The organism is Snuella lapsa (assembly GCF_039539345.1).
Taxonomy (GTDB): Bacteria; Bacteroidota; Bacteroidia; order Flavobacteriales; family Flavobacteriaceae; genus Snuella; species Snuella lapsa.
This window is the reverse complement of record NZ_BAABCY010000105.1, coordinates 37,662-55,952: the sequence shown is the minus strand read 5'-3', so window position 1 is coordinate 55,952 and position 18,291 is coordinate 37,662. Positions and strand designations below refer to the sequence as shown.

The following is an 18,291-nucleotide window of genomic DNA, read 5'->3' as shown; positions in this document are numbered from 1 at the left end:
AAAAAATATAAACACATGAGAAAATTATTGGTATTATTGCCTTTCTTGTTTTTTGCTGTAGGATTTGCATATAGTCAAGATCTGGTTTATAAACCTAAAAATCCAGCGTTCGGAGGCGATACGTTTAACTACAATTGGTTATTAAGTTCTGCGCAGTCTCAGAATTCATTTAAGGATCCCAATCAAATAGATGTAGGCCAAAAATCTGAGTTGGAAAGATTTAAGGAAAATTTGAATAATCAAATATTGAGTCAAATATCGAGAACGCTTTTTTCAGATCAATTTGGTGAAAGTGGTTTGGCAGAAGGAACGTATTCTTTTGGTGCTTTAGTTGTAGAAATCTTCCCGTCTAACGAAGGGCTCGTTGTAGATATACTTGATACAGGTACTGGCGAGCAAACCCAAATAATTGTTCCAAATTAAAACTTGTTGCGTTATTATAAATAAAACTGTTGAAATGAGTTGTTACAACCTTTAGTGAAGCTAGGTGTAAATGACGAAATCAAAGATTCATGAACTTCTTAAAAAAATATTGGATAAGATGTGCGCAGTTACATCTTGCCGATACAAAACATTAAAATTTAAACCGATGAGGAACATGCTGTTCGTGTCATTATTATTAATGATTACAGTTTTTAGTTGTGGAACATATTTTAATCAGCCTATAGATATACAGGCAGCTAGGTTGGGAGAGTCTACAGAGGTAAGTGGTGACTTAAAAAACTTACCATTGCCGGTTGAGCCAGTCGTGGTTGGTGTCTATAAATTTAGGGATCAAACAGGGCAGTATAAGCCAACAGAAAATGGGAGTACATTTAGTACGGCAATCTCGCAAGGGACAACGTCTATTTTGCTTAAAGCTTTAGAGGATTCAAAATGGTTTGTCCCGATTGAACGCGAAAACTTGAGCAATTTGTTAAATGAGCGTAATATCATAAGATCTACTCGAAAAGAATATGCAAACGGAGATGATTTGGCTTCTCAAAAGTTGCCCCCCTTACTATATGCTGGTATAATATTGGAAGGCGGTGTTATTTCCTATGATTCAAACATTATAACAGGAGGTTTGGGAGCACGTTATTTTGGGGCGGGTGGCTCAACACAGTACAGGCAAGACAGGATTTCGGTGTATCTAAGGGCAATATCGACTTCAAGTGGAAAAATATTGAAGACTGTTTACGTGTCCAAAACCATTCTTTCTCAGTCGGTAGATGCAAGTCTTTTTAGATATGTAAAGTTTCAAAGACTTTTAGAAGCAGAAACTGGATTTACCAGAAATGAACCGGTTCATTTGGCAGTTACAGAAGCAATTGAAAAATCGGTTGAAGCTTTAATTATTGAGGGCGTTAAAGATAGGCTTTGGGAGCCGCAAGGAGATGAAGAAGAAATATCTACATTGATTAAGCAATACGATTTGGAAAAAGAAAATGCAGGGTTAACGAAGTTGTATGATAGATTGTACAAAGAAAAAAGGAGTAAAAATGTTTTTGAGCTAGCCGCAGGAGCTTCTTTTATGAATGGGGATTTACCAAATCCACAACCAGAGTTTATGGGGAAAGCTGGGTATAAAAGGTACTTTAGTCCGTATTTTAATGTTGGTGCCAGTTATTCAAAATTCAATTTAGAAAATAAAGGTTTGTTTAACGAAGGATTTATGTCTTTTGATGTAAATGCCGAATGTAACATATTGCCTTTTGACGATATAACGCCGTTTGTTTATGGTGGTTTTGGGGTTAATGCAGCTAATTATTTTACAAGTACAGATGCCAAGCTTCAGTGTGGTCTGGGAATAGAATATTTGATATCTAAAAATGTAGGAGTCAAGATGTTTGGAGAACAGAACATGGTTTTTAGTGATAAGATAGATGGTGTTGTAAATGGCAAAAGGGATGATTTTTATTACAGATTAGGTATTGGGGTTAATATTTATATGCACAGGCATAATTCGCAACGTGTAAAAGCTAGGCAAAAGCTAAGAGAGGAAAAGAAAAACCTTAAGGCTAAACATAAAATTGAGGTCAAAGCCATAAGAGATGAGAAAAAGATCTAATAATAAGTTTAGAAGATAATGAATACATATTTTAAATATTTTTTAATAGTTGCAGCGGTGATGGTTTTTAATAGTTGTAGCGAAGAAACTATTGATAACCTTTCTAAGGGCAAGATTACGGGAAAAGTTGTAGCTAAAGGGATCAATAGTCCTTTAGAAAACGTTAAGATTTCTACAAACCCTAGTTCGAGTACTGTGTTTACAAACGAAAAGGGAGAATTTTTATTAGAAGAGGTTGTGGCAGACCAATACTCTGTTCAAGCAGAAAAAGAAGGATATCTAACAAGTTTTGAAGGGGTGAAAGTACAAGTGAATACAAGTATTAGTGTTGTGTTTGAAATGGAGGTAGAAACGGCTAAAAATAAAACACCCAATGTGCCTTTAATTATGGAGCCATCCGATATGGCTACAAATGTAGATATCGATATTCAATTGAAGTGGAAAGCTTCAGATCCTGAAGATGATAAACTTACTTACGAGGTCGAGATTAGAAACGATAAAGACAACGAAATATTAAAGTTTAGCAATATAGAGGATACGTTGTTTAATGTTTCTGGATTGCGATACGGATTAAAGTATTTTTGGCAAGTAAGTGCCTCCGATGGAATAAATGAATCTGCAATAAGTGCTGTGAATTCTTTTGAAACACTAAAGTTTCCGTCAAATCGGTTCTTGTTTGTAAGGCAAATAGAAGGGAATAATGTTATTTTCTCAGCCGATATGAATGGTAATGAATTACAGCTAACACCTGTTTCAATGAATTGTTGGAGGCCTAGGAAAAATTTAGCTAAAAATAAAATAGCGTTTTTGGCTACAGAAGGCTCTAAAACACATATTTATACAATGAACCCAGATGGATCGAATATATTTAAAGTAACATCTGCTATTCCTGTAAATGGGTTTGATCTGGATCAAATGAGTTTTTCATGGTCTAAAAATGGAAGCCGTTTAATTTATCCAAATTTTGATATGTTGTACACTGTAAATTCGGATGGATCAGGTTTGCAAGAAATATATAAAACACCAGATGGGAGTTTGATTTCAGAGTGTGTTTTAAGTGAAGACGAAAGTCTCATGGTGCTAAAAACAAATAATATCAATGGTTACGGTGTTTCAATATATACTATTGACTCTTCAGGAATGGTGTTAAATATTCTATTGGAAAATGTTTTGGGAGCAGCAGGAGGCTTAGATTTAACTGTGGATAATAAAAAAGTATTGTATTGGTATGACGTTTCAGGTTTTGAAAATGCCACCTATAGACAGCTTAATTCAAGTATTTATTTATATGAATTGGTTTCGTCTACAACAATGCTCGTGTCTAGTCAAAAACAAGCAGGCTTTAATGATATAGATCCTCGTTTTTCACCTAACGATGCTGAGGTTATTTTTATGCAGACATCGAATGATGGGATTTCGCAAAAAGATATTTTAAAAGTAAAACTCTCAGATTTGGATGATGTCAATTCAAGAACAGTGCTTTTTGGTAATGCGGAAATGCCAGATTGGGAATAGATAGATAAAACTTAAAACTGATTGAAAAGCGTACATGAAATTTGTACGCTTTTTTTGTTGTATATTTTTGAACAGCCTTTTAGTTAAAAAATATTGTTATAAATTCTCGGTTAAAAGAATAGCAAAAAAGAAACAATCCTTATTTTTGCACAACAAATCAATATAATGAGTCAAGAAGTTTCCAAACGTTATGCCCAAAGAGGTGTTTCGGCATCTAAAGAAGATGTTCACAATGCAATTAAGAATATAGACAAAGGGATTTTCCCAAAAGCATTTTGTAAAATCGTTCCGGATTATTTAACAAATGATGATGATTACTGTCTTATAATGCATGCAGATGGCGCAGGGACCAAGTCATCTTTGGCATATATGTATTGGAAAGAAACTGGTGATCTTTCGGTTTGGAAAGGTATAGCGCAAGATGCCTTAATTATGAATATAGACGATTTGTTATGCGTAGGGGCAACAGATAATATTATACTGTCCTCAACTATTGGGCGTAATAAAAATCTAATTCCAGGAGAAGTTATTTCGGCAATTATTAATGGAACGGAAGAACTCATTTCTGAGCTAAAGGCATTTGGAGTGACGATTCATTCAACTGGTGGAGAAACAGCTGATGTTGGTGACCTGGTGCGTACCATAATTGTAGATTCGACTGTTACTGCAAGAATGAAACGCAGTGATGTTATAGATAATGCCAATATTAAAGCAGGTGATGTTATTGTTGGATTAGAGAGTTTTGGACAGGCAACTTACGAAAAGGAATATAATGGAGGAATGGGGAGTAACGGTTTAACCTCTGCAAGGCACGATGTTTTTGAAAAGTATTTGGCAAAAGCTTATCCAGAGAGTTATGACGCAGCAGTTCCCGATGATTTGGTTTATTCTGGAGGTGTTAAGCTAACAGATGAGGTTGCAGATGCTCCATTAGACGCCGGTAAGTTGGTGTTGTCACCAACGCGAACCTATGCGCCAATTATTAAGAAAATTTTATCGCAATATACAAGTGATTTAGTACATGGAATGGTGCATTGCTCTGGTGGTGCACAAACTAAGATCCTTCATTTTGTAGATCAGTTTCATATTGTAAAAGACAATATGTTTGATATTCCTCCCTTGTTTAAACTAATACAAGAACAGAGTAAAACAGATTGGAAGGAAATGTATCAAGTATTTAATTGTGGGCACCGTATGGAACTTTATGTGACTCCAGAAATAGCCGACGATATTATTAGTATTTCTAAGTCTTTTAATGTTAATGCTAAAGTCATTGGAAGGGTAGAGTCTTCAAAAACCAAAAAGCTAACAATAAAGAGTGCGTTTGGCGAGTTTAGCTATTAGTTTTGGTTTTTGTCAAAATGGAATGGTTGTTGATGAAGGATGTAATTTTAAAATAACCTAGTAAACTATGAAAAACGTTCTGTTAATTCTTTTCTTGTTTTGTTTGCAATTAATAAGCGCGCAACCCGATACATTATTTTTAAAGCCAATTGTTAAGCCCGATAATTTTGTTAAGCCGCAATGGGTTCGACTAAATAAGGCCTCGGTAGATTTGAGCGAAGTGTCTTTTGTTAATTGGAATTCGGGAGGTAGTAATTCCATTTCTATGCTTTTGGGGTTTGCGTCAGAAGCTAATTATAAGGACAAATATTTCTTTTGGAATAATAATGTTATGTCACGTTACGGACTTAACAAACAGCAAGGGCAGAAGATTAGAAAAACAGACGATCTGTTTGAATTAAATTCTAATTTAGGCTACAAGCCCGATAATGAGTCCAATTGGTTCTATTCGGCAAAACTTAATTTTAAGACACAGTTAGCCAACGGTTACAAATATCCTAATAGAGATAAGCCAATCTCTAGGTTTATGGCTCCTGGTTACTTGTTTTTTGGTGGCGGTATGGAATATGGTAGAAACATAGAGCGTTTATCATTTTATTTTTCACCCATTACTTTAAAAGCGACATTCGTGTTAGATGAAGATTTATCGAATGCAGGTGCTTTCGGTGTAAAGCCAGCAGTTAGGGATATTAATGGGGATATTATAATTGAAGGTGAGCGGGTTAGGAAAGAAGTTGGGATTTTAATGACCAACAGTTATGAAATGCAAATGGCCGAGAATGTTAAGGTTAAAAATCAATTTAGTCTTTATACCGATTACATAAATAATTTTGGTAATCTAGATATTGATTGGCGTGTAGATTTCGATTTTAGAGTAAATAGTTTCGTAAGAGCTACCTTGGGCTCGCATATTAGATATGATGATGATGTAAAGACAACCAAGCCTTCAGAAATTGAAGGTGAACTGGAGGAAGCTGGAGCTAAAGTGCAGTGGAAGCAGTTTTTAGGTGTTGGTTTTGCGTTCGATTTTTAGAGTTTCTAGATTATTTTATTTAAAAAACTTGTTAACTTTTTGCTGTTGATAAATTTACAACTTATTGGTTGTTAGGGTTTTATTTGTTTTTTGTGTAAACTTTGTGACTTTTGTCATGTTTTTAGTTTTGATTTTTTGCGTATTTTGCAATTAAGAAATCGTTAAATTTTAATCCTGAAAACTATGCCTGTTGAAACCGAATCTGTTAGTAAATCAAAAACATATACCCAAGAAGAAGCCTTTGAAGCTTCCGTAGCTTATTTTAAAGGAGATGATCTTGCTGCTCGTGTATGGATAAATAAATATGCCTTAAAAGACTCCGAAGGTAATTTGTATGAGCAAACACCTAACGATATGCATCGTCGTATTGCTAAGGAAATCGCCAGAATAGAGAAGCGTTATCCAAATGCGCTTACCGAGGATGATGTTTTTAATTTAATTAAGGACTTTAGGTACATTGTGCCTCAAGGAAGTCCTATGGCAGGTATTGGTAATCCCTACCAAACGGCATCGCTATCTAATTGTTTTGTTATTGGAAACTCAGGAGCATCCGACTCATATGGGGGAATTATGAAGATTGATCAGGAGCAAGTTCAATTGATGAAACGCCGAGGAGGAGTTGGTCACGATTTATCACACATACGTCCCAAAGGTTCACCGGTTAAGAATTCTGCGTTAACATCTACAGGTATTGTTCCTTTCATGGAGCGCTATTCTAATTCCACCCGGGAAGTGGCACAAGATGGTCGTCGTGGAGCCCTAATGTTATCTGTATCCATCAATCACCCAGATTCTGAGGATTTTATAGATGCAAAACTTGAACAGGGGAAAGTTACTGGAGCAAATGTCTCTGTACGTATTGATGATGCTTTTATGGAAGCAATAAAATCTGATACAGAGTATACTCAAAAATATCCAATATTTAGTAGTGCCCCTAAATATACCAAATCTATAAAGGCAAGGAAACTATGGAAAAAAATAGTGCACAATGCATGGAAATCAGCAGAGCCAGGCATATTGTTTTGGGATACAATTATTAATGAATCTGTTCCTGATTGTTATGCGGATCTAGGTTACAATACGGTGTCCACAAACCCTTGTGGAGAAATTCCTTTATGTCCTTATGACTCGTGTCGTTTATTGGCTATTAATTTGTTTTCCTATGTAGAAGAACCTTTTACTAAAGCAGCCAAATTTAATTTCGAGTTATTTAAAAAACATGTTGCTATAGCGCAACGTATTATGGATGATATTATCGATTTGGAACTGGAAAAGATTGATGTGATTTTAGGGAAGATAGAAGCCGATCCGGAAATGGACGATGTAAAATCCATTGAACGCAATTTATGGCTGAATATTAAGAAGAAAGCTGAAGAAGGTCGTAGAACAGGCATAGGTATTACGGCTGAAGGTGATATGTTAGCCGCATTGGGAATTAAATATGGTAGTGAAGAAGGTAATGCGTTTTCTCTTCAAGTGCATAAAACATTGTGCCTTGAAGCATATCGAGCATCAGTTTACACGGCAAAAGAACGTGGCGCTTTTGCAATTTTTGATAGCGAACGAGAAAAAGCGAACCCATTTATTCAGCGCATAAAAGAAGCTGATGAAAAATTGTATTACGATATGTTGGAATACGGCCGTCGTAATATAGCGCTGTTAACGATTGCTCCAACAGGAACTACTAGTTTAATGACGCAAACATCGTCTGGAATAGAACCTGTATTTCTACCCGTTTATAAAAGAAGGCGTAAAGTGAATCCAAATGATAAAAATGTACGTGTCGACTTTGTAGACGAGGTTGGGGATTCATGGGAAGAATACGTAGTTTTTCATCATAGATTTAAGCAGTGGATGGATGTGAACGGAATAGATACTTCTAAGAATTTTTCTCAGGAAGAATTGGATGATTTGATTAAGCAATCGCCATATTTTAATGCAACTTCTAACGATGTAGATTGGCTTAGTAAAGTAAGTATGCAGGGAGCTATTCAAAAATGGGTAGACCATTCCATTAGTGTAACGATTAATTTACCTAGTGATGTTGATGAAGACTTAGTAGGAGAATTGTATTTAAAGGCCTGGGAGGTAGGTTGTAAAGGAGTTACCGTTTATAGGGATGGGTCTCGGTCTGGTGTGTTGATTTCTAACGAAGAGAAAAAAGAAGAAAAACAACAGGAGCTGTTAACTGCATTTCCAATAAAAAGACCCCAAACCTTGGAAGCTGATGTTGTACGCTTTCAAAATAATAAAGAAAAATGGATCGCTTTTATTGGCTTAATTGAAGGGAAGCCCTATGAGATTTTTACTGGGCTGGCAGATGATGAAGATGGAATTTTAATTCCGCGCTGGGTAGATAAAGGAGTGATAATTAAGAACAGGGATGAAAAAGGGAATTCCCGTTACGATTTTCAATATAAAAACAAAAGAGGGTATAAGACCACTATTGAAGGTCTGTCCCATAAGTTTAATCCTGAGTTTTGGAATTACGCCAAGCTTATTTCCAGTACACTCCGTCATGGAATGCCAATAGACAACATTGTTGAATTGATTAATAGCTTACAATTGGATAGCGAATCCATTAATACATGGAAAAATGGTGTAGGACGAGCCTTAAAGCGTTACGTGGCCGATGGAACTAAGGCAAAGGGACATACCTGTTCTAATTGTAATTCGGAAAATTTGATTTATCAGGAAGGCTGTCTAACCTGTAAGGATTGTGGCTCTTCTAAATGTGGGTAAAATAAAGAATGGATATACATGATGAATTGGAAGTTGGTTCTTAACCGACTTCCAATTTTCTTTTTAATGTAGAATAGTTCCAGATACTTAATCAGAATACCCGTCGCGCTATTGAAAATTCATAAATTATCGTATTTTTGGTGCACAATTAAAAAGGTAGATGTTAGAGAAATTACAAATAATAAAGCAACGATTTGATGAGGTAAGTGATTTAATCATTCAACCAGATATTATTTCCGATCAAAAGCGTTATGTGCAATTAAACAAGGAATATAAAGACCTAAAAGTATTGATGGATAAGCGGGACGAATATGTGACGCTAACAGACAATATCACTGAGGCCGAAGAAATTATAGCCGATGGTAGTGATCCAGAAATGGTAGACATGGCCAAAATGCAGTATGATGAAGCCAAAGAACGTATTCCTGCATTAGAAGAAGAAATAAGGTTTTTGTTAATTCCTAAAGACCCAGAAGATTCTAAAAATGCTGTTGTTGAGTTGCGAGCAGGGACAGGAGGTGACGAGGCAAGTATTTTTGCCGGTGACTTATTTAGAATGTACACTAAATACTGTGAAAGCAAAGGGTGGAAAGTCGATACCGTAGACTTTAGCGAAGGCACCAACGGTGGGTTTAAAGAAATCCAGTTCGAAGTTACTGGTGAAGACGTATACGGAACCTTAAAGTTTGAAGCAGGAGTACACCGTGTGCAGAGGGTACCACAGACAGAAACCCAAGGTCGTGTGCATACCAGTGCAGCGACTGTAATGGTCTTTCCTGAAGCTGAAGAATTTGATATAGAGATTAATCCTAAGGATGTTCGTATTGATTTTTTCTGTTCATCCGGGCCAGGAGGGCAATCGGTAAATACGACCTATTCAGCTGTACGTTTAACCCATATTCCAACAGGATTGGTGGCACAGTGTCAAGATCAAAAATCACAGCATAAAAACAAAGAGAAAGCCTTTAAGGTGCTACGTTCCCGCTTGTATGAAATGGAATTGGCAAAAAAGAATGAAGAAGATGCAGCTAAGCGCGGTTCGATGGTGTCCTCGGGAGATAGAAGTGCTAAGATCAGAACCTATAATTACCCGCAGGGACGCGTTACCGATCATAGAATTGGTTTAACGCTTTATGATTTATCCAATATTGTAAATGGCGATATCCAAAAGATTATCGATGAGCTGATGTTGGCCGAAAATACGGAAAAGCTTAAAGCGAGTGACGAGACCATTTAATACTACTCTCATTCCTGCGAAGGCAGGAATCTATATTTTTTGAATGACTACAAAACAACTTATTTCAGAAATCAAAAAAAAACAATCCTTTTTGTGCATTGGGTTGGATGTTGATTTGAACAAGATTCCTAAATACCTTTTACAAGAAGAGGATCCAATATTTGCATTTAATAAAGCAATTATAGATGCGACCCATCATTTATGTGTTGCATACAAGCCTAACACAGCATTTTATGAAGCTTATGGCATTAAAGGCTGGAAAGCATTAGAAAAGACCATTAATTACATTAACGAGAACCATCCTGAAATATTTACAATTGCTGATGCTAAACGAGGCGATATAGGGAATACCAGTACGATGTACGCTAAAGCCTTTTTTGAGGATTTATCTTTTGATAGTGTTACCGTGGCACCTTATATGGGCAAAGATTCAGTAGAGCCGTTTCTGGCTTTTAAAAACAAGCATACCATTCTTTTGGCTTTAACCTCCAATCAAGGAGCCTTCGATTTTCAAACGAAAGAAGTAAATGGGAAAGAACTGTATAAACAAGTTTTGGAAACCTCCAAGACTTGGGAGAGTTCAGAAAATCTAATGTACGTTGTTGGGGCAACAAAGGCTGAGTATTTAGCTGAAATACGAAATATTATACCAGAGAGCTTCCTTTTGGTTCCAGGAGTTGGAGCCCAAGGCGGTAATTTACAGGATGTATGTAAGTATGGTATGAATGATAGTGTAGGCTTGCTTATTAATTCTTCCAGAGGAATTATTTATGCGTCAAATGGGGCAGATTTTGCTTTAATGGCTGCTCAAAAGGGTAAACAACTTCAGGTGCAAATGGCTGAAGTTTTAAGTAAACAGTTTCAGTAAGCAGTCTCAGAGGTCAGTAGCGGTTGCTTTGTTGAAATACTGAGTACAGCAACTGCAACTGGAAACTAAGAATATGAGAGACCAACTTCAAAGAACACTTCATTTTAAAGATACGCCAAAGCGTATTATATCCTTAGTGCCAAGCCAAACAGAGTTACTTTGCGATTTGGGATTGGCCGATCAAATAGTTGGAATTACAAAGTTTTGTGTGCACCCTTGTCATTTATTAAGTGATAAAACTATAGTTGGTGGAACCAAACAATTGCATTTGGATAGAATTAAAGCATTGCGCCCCGATATTATTCTTTGTAATAAAGAAGAAAATACCAGAGAGATTGTTGAAGCATGCCAATCGGTTTGTGAGGTTCATGTTTCGGATGTGTATACTATTGCAGATAGCTTAGAGCTAATTGGTCAGTATGGAGTAATTTTTAATAAAGCCGATAATGCTTCGTCATTAATAAATACAATTAAAGCAAAATGGAATACGTTTGAAAATTTTGTTCAAGATAAGCCTGTTTTAAAAGTAGCCTACTTTATTTGGAAAACGCCATGGATGGTCGCTGCAAATAATACATTTATTAATTATATGTTACAGCTTAACAAGTATGAGAATGTATATAGTCGCTTAGAGCGTTATCCAGAAGTTAAATTAACGGACGATATGGATAAAACCAAAACCGTTGACTATGCTTTTTTGTCAAGTGAGCCATATCCGTTTAAGGAAAAACACAAAGACAAGCTTCAAGTATACTGGCCAGATACTAAAATTGTTTTAGTGGATGGAGAAATGTTTTCTTGGTATGGATCTAGGCTTTTAAGGGCTTTCGATTATTTTAAAACTTTACGCGTTAGTCTTCAAAAGGATGTGTTTTAAACGTAACATCTATAACCTTAATATCAACATTTAGTAATTCTTCTTTGCCTATTAATTTATTTATGTTGGGCTTAATTTTACCAACTTTACAAAAGTGTGAACTCATATTCATTTTTTATATAAAATACGAGTGTTTTTAAGAAATGGATGTGATTAAAAAGTTAAATAATTGATAAGAATCAAGGAGTTGCTTTAGACTGTTCGCGGGCTAAATATTTTAATCTGTTAAGTTTGTTCAGGAGTTTGATTGCCCTAAACTCAGATATGTCACTTAAAGCAGAATCTGTTTGACGGAAATTATAAGCCTGCTCAATAAGCTCCTTATAACGTTTATTAAGTCTGGTTTGGTTGTTTTTTATGACGTCTATCCTGCTCATTTTAGACTGAATAACAAGTACTTAAATATACATTTTTATTTTTAATAAGAAAAGAAAGTACGTGTTTTTTTGGAATAGAAAAGAGATGCAATTTTCCCTTTGTTGAAGAGAAATAGCCAACAAAATATATTTTGAATTTAATCCTGTAAAGCAAAAACCTTTTTTAAAAGCGCGGTTGTTCTTGATGAAAACTTCGTGCGTATTTCCTTTTCTTCAACGGCTATCATGGTATATACCCCTTTTAGGGTTTCTCCAGTTACATAGTCTGTTAAGTTAGGGTTAACATTGGTAGTAAAAGGAATTGCGTTGTATTTTGTTATTAGGTTATTCCATATTTGATCGGCTCCAACTTTGTCAAAAGAACTTTTTATAACTGGGTTAAATTTAGAGTATAAAGCAGTTTCTGTTTTGGTTTTTAAATAGTGCGTAGCAGCCGAGTCATCACCTAATAAAATCGTTTTTGCATCAGAAAAAGTGATGCCTTTTACAGCGTCTACAAATATAGGCGTAGCTTCTTTTACAGCGTCCTCTGCTGCCCTGTTAAGTACTTTAAGTCCTTCATCTGCAAGTTTGCTCAACCCTATGTCCCTAAGAGCTTTGTCTACTTTTTGGAGTTCCTCGGGGAGTAAGATTTTTACCAATTCATTTTTATAAAAGCCATCAGTTTGTGTAAGCTTGGTAACTTGCTTGTCGATACCAAAGTTTAAGGCCTGGCGTAATCCCGATGCTATTTCTGTGTTGCTAATACCCCCTCCTTGAGGTAGTTGGTTTACCACTTGTTGCAATTCGGCACAAGAACTAAAAAACAAAATACAGAGTAATAGTACTAATGGTTTTTTCATGATGTAGATTTTAAGATTTTCAAAAATACAAAAAGTAGACTAGTATGCATTTATATTGCCAAATTCTATTTTAAAATAGCATCAATCAATTCTATTTATTCTATCGATTGTTTAATTTTAATTAAATTTATGGAAATGTTAAGGTTACAATGGAAAAGTCTAAGCTTAAGATTGTAAATATTTCCAGTAAAGGGTTTAAGAAGGAACTAATAGTTTCTTCTAAAGACGTTTCGACGCTTCATGCTTTTTTAAAAAGGATTATTAAGGGTAATTTGATGTTAGTGAATACCAACCTTGGGCTGGATGTCTATTACCATGCCAATCAAAATTACCGAGATTTAATTTTTAGTACATTTTTGTTATTGGTAACAAGCAAAGGTAAATCGGCCGATCATTATTTTGTTAAGTCGTTAGATTCAGAATTTGAAATAAAGCATGAAACGCAGTTGTTTTTTCAAAACCTTGTTAAAAATCCTTTGTTGTTTAAAAGTTATTCAAACAGTTTATTTAATCAATTGGATGTAAACTATGCCCATAATGCAATTATAATAAATGAGTTATTAGGTTTGTGGTTGGGAGTGTTAGAGTACAATAGCTCAAATAAAACATGGCTTAAAGCCCTTGCGCCTTATGTGAGTAAATTTTCGGAGGAAAATACTTTTAAGGCATGCCAGATTGTTTCACGACGACTCATACAGGAATCCTTACATGTGATTAGGAGTAATTGATTGTGTCAATAGACTACGAAAAGATAACTGTTTTGTTATTGTATACCATCACTTTTCTATTGGCATGTAGCTTGATAGCATTAGCCAAAACTATTTTTTCCAAATCACGACCCTTGGCAATAAGGTCGGCAATAGAGTAAGTATGGGAAACATGTGCGACATCTTGCTCTATAATAGGACCTGCGTCTAATTCTTCTGTTACATAATGACTGGTAGCTCCAATAATTTTAACCCCTCGTTTATAAGCAGAATGGTAAGGTTTGGCCCCTACAAAAGCAGGCAGAAAAGAATGGTGGATATTAATGATTTTATTGGGGTATTTTTCAATTAATTTTTCAGATATAATTTGCATATACCTAGCCAGTACAATAAAATCAACTTTGTGTTTTAATAATAATTCAAGCTGTTTAGTTTCTGCTTCAGCCTTTGTTTCTTTAGTAACTGGTATATGGTAAAAAGGGATTTTAAAATTATCAGCAATGGGTTTTAAATCTGCATGGTTGCTAACAATAAAAGGAATTTCTAAATTAAGTTCGCCCGAGTTATAACGCCCTAATATGTCATAAAGGCAATGGTCGTATTTTGAAACGAACAAGGCCATTCTGGGTTTTTTTTCAGAAGAATAAATGCGCCATTTCATTTCAAATGTTTTTGCCAAACCATTTTTAAAGGTTTCTTTAAAGGTGTTCGTAGAAAACGAAGGTATGGTGAATTCACTTTCTAAACGCATGAAAAATATATTTTGCTCCCTATCAACATGTTGGTCTATATATACAATGTTGCCATTTCTTTGTGCTATAAAGTTGGTTACAGAAGCTATGATATTGGGGCTGTCTTTGCAATGGATTAAAATTGTGATCTTGTTCATGGTTAAAAATGATTTCAGGGCTAAAATTAACCCAAAAAAAGACAGGTTTTTGGTTAGGTGAAAGTTTTAGAAAATCCTGTGTAAATAAAGTGTATTTTTGAATATTCCGTAAATTGCAGTGCTAAAAAAGATATATTTTTATAAATGAGTTATTTATAAGGTGGTTTGGATGTTGTTGTAAGAGAGATGGCCGTTTATGAATAAAATTAAGAAGTAGATGGAGCAAGTACCAGTTTATAAGCCAATACATAATGTAAGAATCGTTACAGCAGCCTCGTTGTTTGATGGGCATGATGCCTCTATAAATATTATGCGTCGTATTATTCAAGCTACCGGAGTCGAGGTGATACACCTTGGTCACGATCGCAGTGTTGAAGAAGTTGTCAATACGGCGATTCAAGAAGACGCAAATGCCATTTGTTTGACCTCGTATCAAGGAGGGCACAACGAATATTTTAAATATATGTACGATCTGCTTAAGGAAAAGGGCGCATCGCATATAAAAATATTTGGCGGTGGAGGAGGTGTTATACTGCCTTTGGAGATCAAAGCATTGATGGATTATGGTATTGCCCGCATCTATTCCCCGGATGATGGACGGGATATGGGGCTACAGGGTATGATAAATGATTTGGTGGAACAGTCGGATTTTGCGATAGGAGATGTGCTTAACGATGAGCTCCAAAACTTATCGGTAAACAATCCTAAAGCGATAGCGCGTATTATTTCTTCTGCCGAAAATTTTCCAGAAAAGGCAAAAGTGGTTTTAGAGGCTATTCGAAAATCTAATAAAGATTCCAAAACGCCTGTTTTGGGAATTACAGGTACGGGAGGTGCAGGAAAGTCTAGCTTGGTAGATGAATTGGTTCGGCGCTTTTTAATTGATTTTCCAGAAAAAACAGTAGGGATCATTTCTGTAGATCCTTCCAAGCGAAAAACAGGAGGGGCATTGTTGGGCGATCGCATTCGTATGAATGCCATTAATTCACCAAGGGTATATATGCGTAGTTTGGCGACCAGACAATCCAACTTGGCTTTGTCTAAGCACGTTAATGAAGCCATAGCTGTTTTAAAGGCAGCCGGGTATGACTTGGTCATATTGGAAACTTCGGGAATAGGACAGTCGGATACCGAGATTGTTGAGCATAGTAATGTGTCCCTTTATGTGATGACTCCAGAGTTTGGTGCAGCTACACAATTAGAGAAAATTGATATGCTTGATTTTGCAGATATAGTAGCTGTTAATAAGTTTGATAAACGTGGTGCTGTTGATGCTTTACGCGATGTAAAGAAACAATATATGCGTAACCATAACCTTTGGGATACATCACAAGAAAACATTCCGGTTTTTGGGACGATTGCATCGCAATTTAATGATCCGGGAATGAATACGCTCTACAAAGTAGTTATGGATACATTGGTTGCCAAAGCGCAAGCCGATTTAAAATCAAGTTTCGAGGTTTCGGGTGAAATGAGCGAAAAAGTGTTTGTTATTCCTTCTTCGCGGACACGATATCTTTCTGAGATATCGGAAAATAATCGCTTGTATGATAAAAAAGTAAAAGTACAATCACAAGTAGCTCAAAGATTATATGGTATATTTAAGGCTATTTGTTCGGTAGCCAACATTGTATCAAGGGATGTAGAGCTATCTATCATAACAAGTTTGGGGTTAGATCAGGATAAGATTCTGGGTCAGGTTCAAGACAGTCACTCTAAAGATTTTTTAAATCTATTAATTAAGGAATTCTATCGTATAAAGCTTGACTTGGAACCCCGTAATTGGGATGTTATTGTTGGTTGGCATGATAAAAAACAGCTTTATAAAAATGATTTCTATATTTTTAAAGTACGGGATAAAGAAATAAAGGTAGCGACACATACCGAATCGTTATCGCGTATAAAAATACCCAAGATCGCTTTACCTAAATACGAAGCTTGGGGTGATGTTTTACAATGGTGTTTACAAGAGAATGTACCGGGTATTTTTCCCTATACCTCAGGATTGTATCCATTCAAACGAACTGGAGAAGACCCTGCACGGATGTTTGCAGGTGAAGGAAGTCCAGAGCGAACCAATAGACGTTTTCACTATGTAAGTAAGGATATGTCCGCCAAACGTTTGTCTACTGCTTTTGATAGTGTTACACTTTATGGGAATGATCCAGATTTACGTCCCGATATTTATGGGAAAATTGGAAATGCAGGAGTCTCGGTTTGTTGTCTGGATGACGCTAAAAAACTGTATTCGGGATTTAATTTGGCAGATGCCATGACTTCTGTTAGTATGACCATTAACGGACCTGCGCCTATGTTGTTGGGTTTTTTTATGAACGCGGCTATCGACCAACAATGTGAATTGTACATTAAAGAACAGGGGTTGGAAGACGAAGTTGAAATCCTGATAACAAAGTACTATGAGGAAAGAGGCGTTGAACGACCAAGATATAGTGGAGATTTACCAGAAGGGAATGATGGGCTTGGCTTAATGTTATTGGGAATTACGGGAGACAAGGTTTTGCCAGAAGCTATTTATAATAGGATTAAAGCGCAAACTATAACTCAGGTAAGAGGAACGGTGCAAGCGGACATATTAAAGGAAGATCAAGCCCAGAATACTTGTATTTTTTCAACAGAGTTTGCTTTGCGCTTAATGGGTGATGTACAAGAGTACTTTATTAATAATAATATCCGTAATTTTTATTCGGTGTCTATTTCTGGATACCATATAGCCGAGGCAGGAGCTAATCCTATTTCGCAATTGGCATTTACTTTAGCAAACGGATTTACCTACGTGGAGTATTATTTGAGTAGAGGAATGGATATCGATAAATTTGGACCTAATTTGTCTTTCTTTTTTTCTAATGGTATTGATCCGGAATATGCTGTCATTGGACGGGTAGCTAGAAAGGTTTGGGCAAAAGCCATGAAGTATAAATATGGTGCCAATAAAAGAGCTCAGATGTTAAAATACCATATTCAAACCTCTGGGCGTAGCTTACATGCCCAGGAAATAGATTTTAACGATATTCGTACCACTTTACAAGCCCTTTATGCTATTTACGATAACTGTAATTCTCTTCATACTAATGCCTACGATGAAGCGATTACAACACCTACCGAGGAGTCCGTTCGGCGTGCTATGGCCATTCAGTTGATAATCAATAAAGAGTTAGGATTGGCTAAAAATGAAAATCCTATTCAGGGAGCATTCATCATTGAAGAGTTGACAGATTTGGTTGAAGAAGCTGTATTGATGGAATTCGATAGAATTACGGAACGGGGAGGTGTTTTGGGAGCTATGGAAACCATGTACCAACGTAGTAAGATTCAAGAAGAAAGTTTGTATTATGAAACATTAAAGCACAATGGCGATTTCCCTATTGTTGGCGTAAATACTTTTTTAAGCTCGAAGGGGTCGCCTACAGTCATTCCGAAAGAGGTTATCAGAGCAACTGAAGCAGAAAAGAAGCTCCAGATAAAAACGTTGGAAAATTTACATAAAGCTTACAATACTAAAGATTTGTTAGAAGCATTGCAGCAAAAAGCAATTCAAAATGAGAATATATTTGAAGCTTTAATGGAAGTCTGTAAAGTTTGCTCATTGGGGCAAATAACATCTGCCTTGTTTGAAGTAGGAGGCCAGTATCGCAGAAATATGTAGTTTGTTCGCGACTTATATAAATGGATGTTAGTCCATAACAAAAATTTAAATCTTATCTAGATGTAATAAGCACAGCCGAAACCATTATTTTTATGCTTTCGGCTGCGCTTAATGTGACATTTTTAGTTTTTTGATGTTTACTCTTA

At 36.0% G+C, this 18,291-nt stretch carries 15 protein-coding genes; 11 read left to right on the top strand and 4 right to left on the bottom strand.

What is annotated here, in order from left to right; translation table 11 throughout:
* Window positions 1-15: 15 nt before the first annotated feature.
* The 9 genes from ABD792_RS18795 (at window position 16) to ABD792_RS18755 (ending at window position 11,666) form a co-directional block, all read left to right on the top strand.
* Window positions 16-423: a curli production assembly/transport component CsgF gene (locus ABD792_RS18795; protein ID WP_345008062.1), complete on the top strand. Its 408-nt coding sequence runs from the start codon at window positions 16-18 to the stop codon at window positions 421-423.
* Between the two features lie 166 nt (window positions 424-589).
* A complete protein-coding gene (locus ABD792_RS18790; protein ID WP_345008060.1) occupies window positions 590-2,050 on the top strand; it encodes a CsgG/HfaB family protein in 1,461 nt (486 codons plus the stop codon).
* Window positions 2,051-2,068: 18 nt separating this feature from the next.
* Window positions 2,069-3,565: a carboxypeptidase regulatory-like domain-containing protein gene (locus ABD792_RS18785; RefSeq protein ID WP_345008058.1), complete on the top strand. Its 1,497-nt coding sequence runs from the start codon at window positions 2,069-2,071 to the stop codon at window positions 3,563-3,565.
* A 165-nt stretch (window positions 3,566-3,730) separates the two neighbouring features.
* Entirely contained in the window at window positions 3,731-4,909 is a 1,179-nt protein-coding gene (locus ABD792_RS18780) for an AIR synthase related protein (protein WP_345008056.1), read from the top strand.
* A gap of 67 nt (window positions 4,910-4,976) precedes the next feature.
* Window positions 4,977-5,942 (top strand): DUF3078 domain-containing protein, encoded by a 966-nt coding sequence (locus ABD792_RS18775; RefSeq protein ID WP_345008054.1) that lies wholly within the window; start codon window positions 4,977-4,979, stop codon window positions 5,940-5,942.
* A gap of 183 nt (window positions 5,943-6,125) precedes the next feature.
* Entirely contained in the window at window positions 6,126-8,684 is a 2,559-nt protein-coding gene (locus tag ABD792_RS18770; RefSeq protein ID WP_345008052.1) for an adenosylcobalamin-dependent ribonucleoside-diphosphate reductase, read from the top strand.
* Window positions 8,685-8,844: 160 nt separating this feature from the next.
* Window positions 8,845-9,921 (top strand): peptide chain release factor 1, encoded by a 1,077-nt coding sequence (gene prfA / locus ABD792_RS18765; protein ID WP_345008050.1) that lies wholly within the window; start codon window positions 8,845-8,847, stop codon window positions 9,919-9,921.
* Window positions 9,922-9,964: 43 nt separating this feature from the next.
* Window positions 9,965-10,789 (top strand): orotidine-5'-phosphate decarboxylase, encoded by an 825-nt coding sequence (gene pyrF, locus ABD792_RS18760; protein WP_345008048.1) that lies wholly within the window; start codon window positions 9,965-9,967, stop codon window positions 10,787-10,789.
* A gap of 73 nt (window positions 10,790-10,862) precedes the next feature.
* Window positions 10,863-11,666, top strand: coding sequence for an ABC transporter substrate-binding protein (locus ABD792_RS18755; protein WP_345008046.1), 804 nt, complete (start codon window positions 10,863-10,865; stop codon window positions 11,664-11,666).
* Here ABD792_RS18755 and ABD792_RS18750 read toward each other — a convergent pair.
* The 3 genes from ABD792_RS18750 to ABD792_RS18740 form a co-directional block, all read right to left on the bottom strand.
* Window positions 11,641-11,772: a hypothetical protein gene (locus tag ABD792_RS18750; protein ID WP_345008044.1), complete on the bottom strand. Its 132-nt coding sequence runs from the start codon at window positions 11,770-11,772 to the stop codon at window positions 11,641-11,643. The genes ABD792_RS18755 and ABD792_RS18750 overlap by 26 nt on opposite strands.
* A 73-nt stretch (window positions 11,773-11,845) precedes the next feature.
* On the bottom strand, window positions 11,846-12,043 hold the full coding sequence (locus tag ABD792_RS18745; protein ID WP_345008042.1) for a Lacal_2735 family protein: 198 nt from the start codon (window positions 12,041-12,043) through the stop codon (window positions 11,846-11,848).
* A 137-nt stretch (window positions 12,044-12,180) separates the two neighbouring features.
* Window positions 12,181-12,885: a DUF4197 domain-containing protein gene (locus ABD792_RS18740; RefSeq protein ID WP_345008041.1), complete on the bottom strand. Its 705-nt coding sequence runs from the start codon at window positions 12,883-12,885 to the stop codon at window positions 12,181-12,183.
* 149 nt (window positions 12,886-13,034) lie between these two features.
* Between ABD792_RS18740 and ABD792_RS18735 the strand changes: the two genes are divergently transcribed.
* Window positions 13,035-13,613, top strand: coding sequence for a hypothetical protein (locus ABD792_RS18735; RefSeq protein WP_345008040.1), 579 nt, complete (start codon window positions 13,035-13,037; stop codon window positions 13,611-13,613).
* A 13-nt stretch (window positions 13,614-13,626) separates the two neighbouring features.
* Here ABD792_RS18735 and purU read toward each other — a convergent pair whose 3' ends face one another.
* On the bottom strand, window positions 13,627-14,481 hold the full coding sequence (gene purU / locus ABD792_RS18730) for a formyltetrahydrofolate deformylase (protein WP_345008038.1): 855 nt from the start codon (window positions 14,479-14,481) through the stop codon (window positions 13,627-13,629).
* Between the two features lie 217 nt (window positions 14,482-14,698).
* Here purU and ABD792_RS18725 point away from each other — a divergent pair, with 217 nt between their 5' ends.
* On the top strand, window positions 14,699-18,145 hold the full coding sequence (locus ABD792_RS18725; protein WP_345008036.1) for a methylmalonyl-CoA mutase family protein: 3,447 nt from the start codon (window positions 14,699-14,701) through the stop codon (window positions 18,143-18,145).
* The last annotated feature ends 146 nt before the right edge of the window (window positions 18,146-18,291 follow it).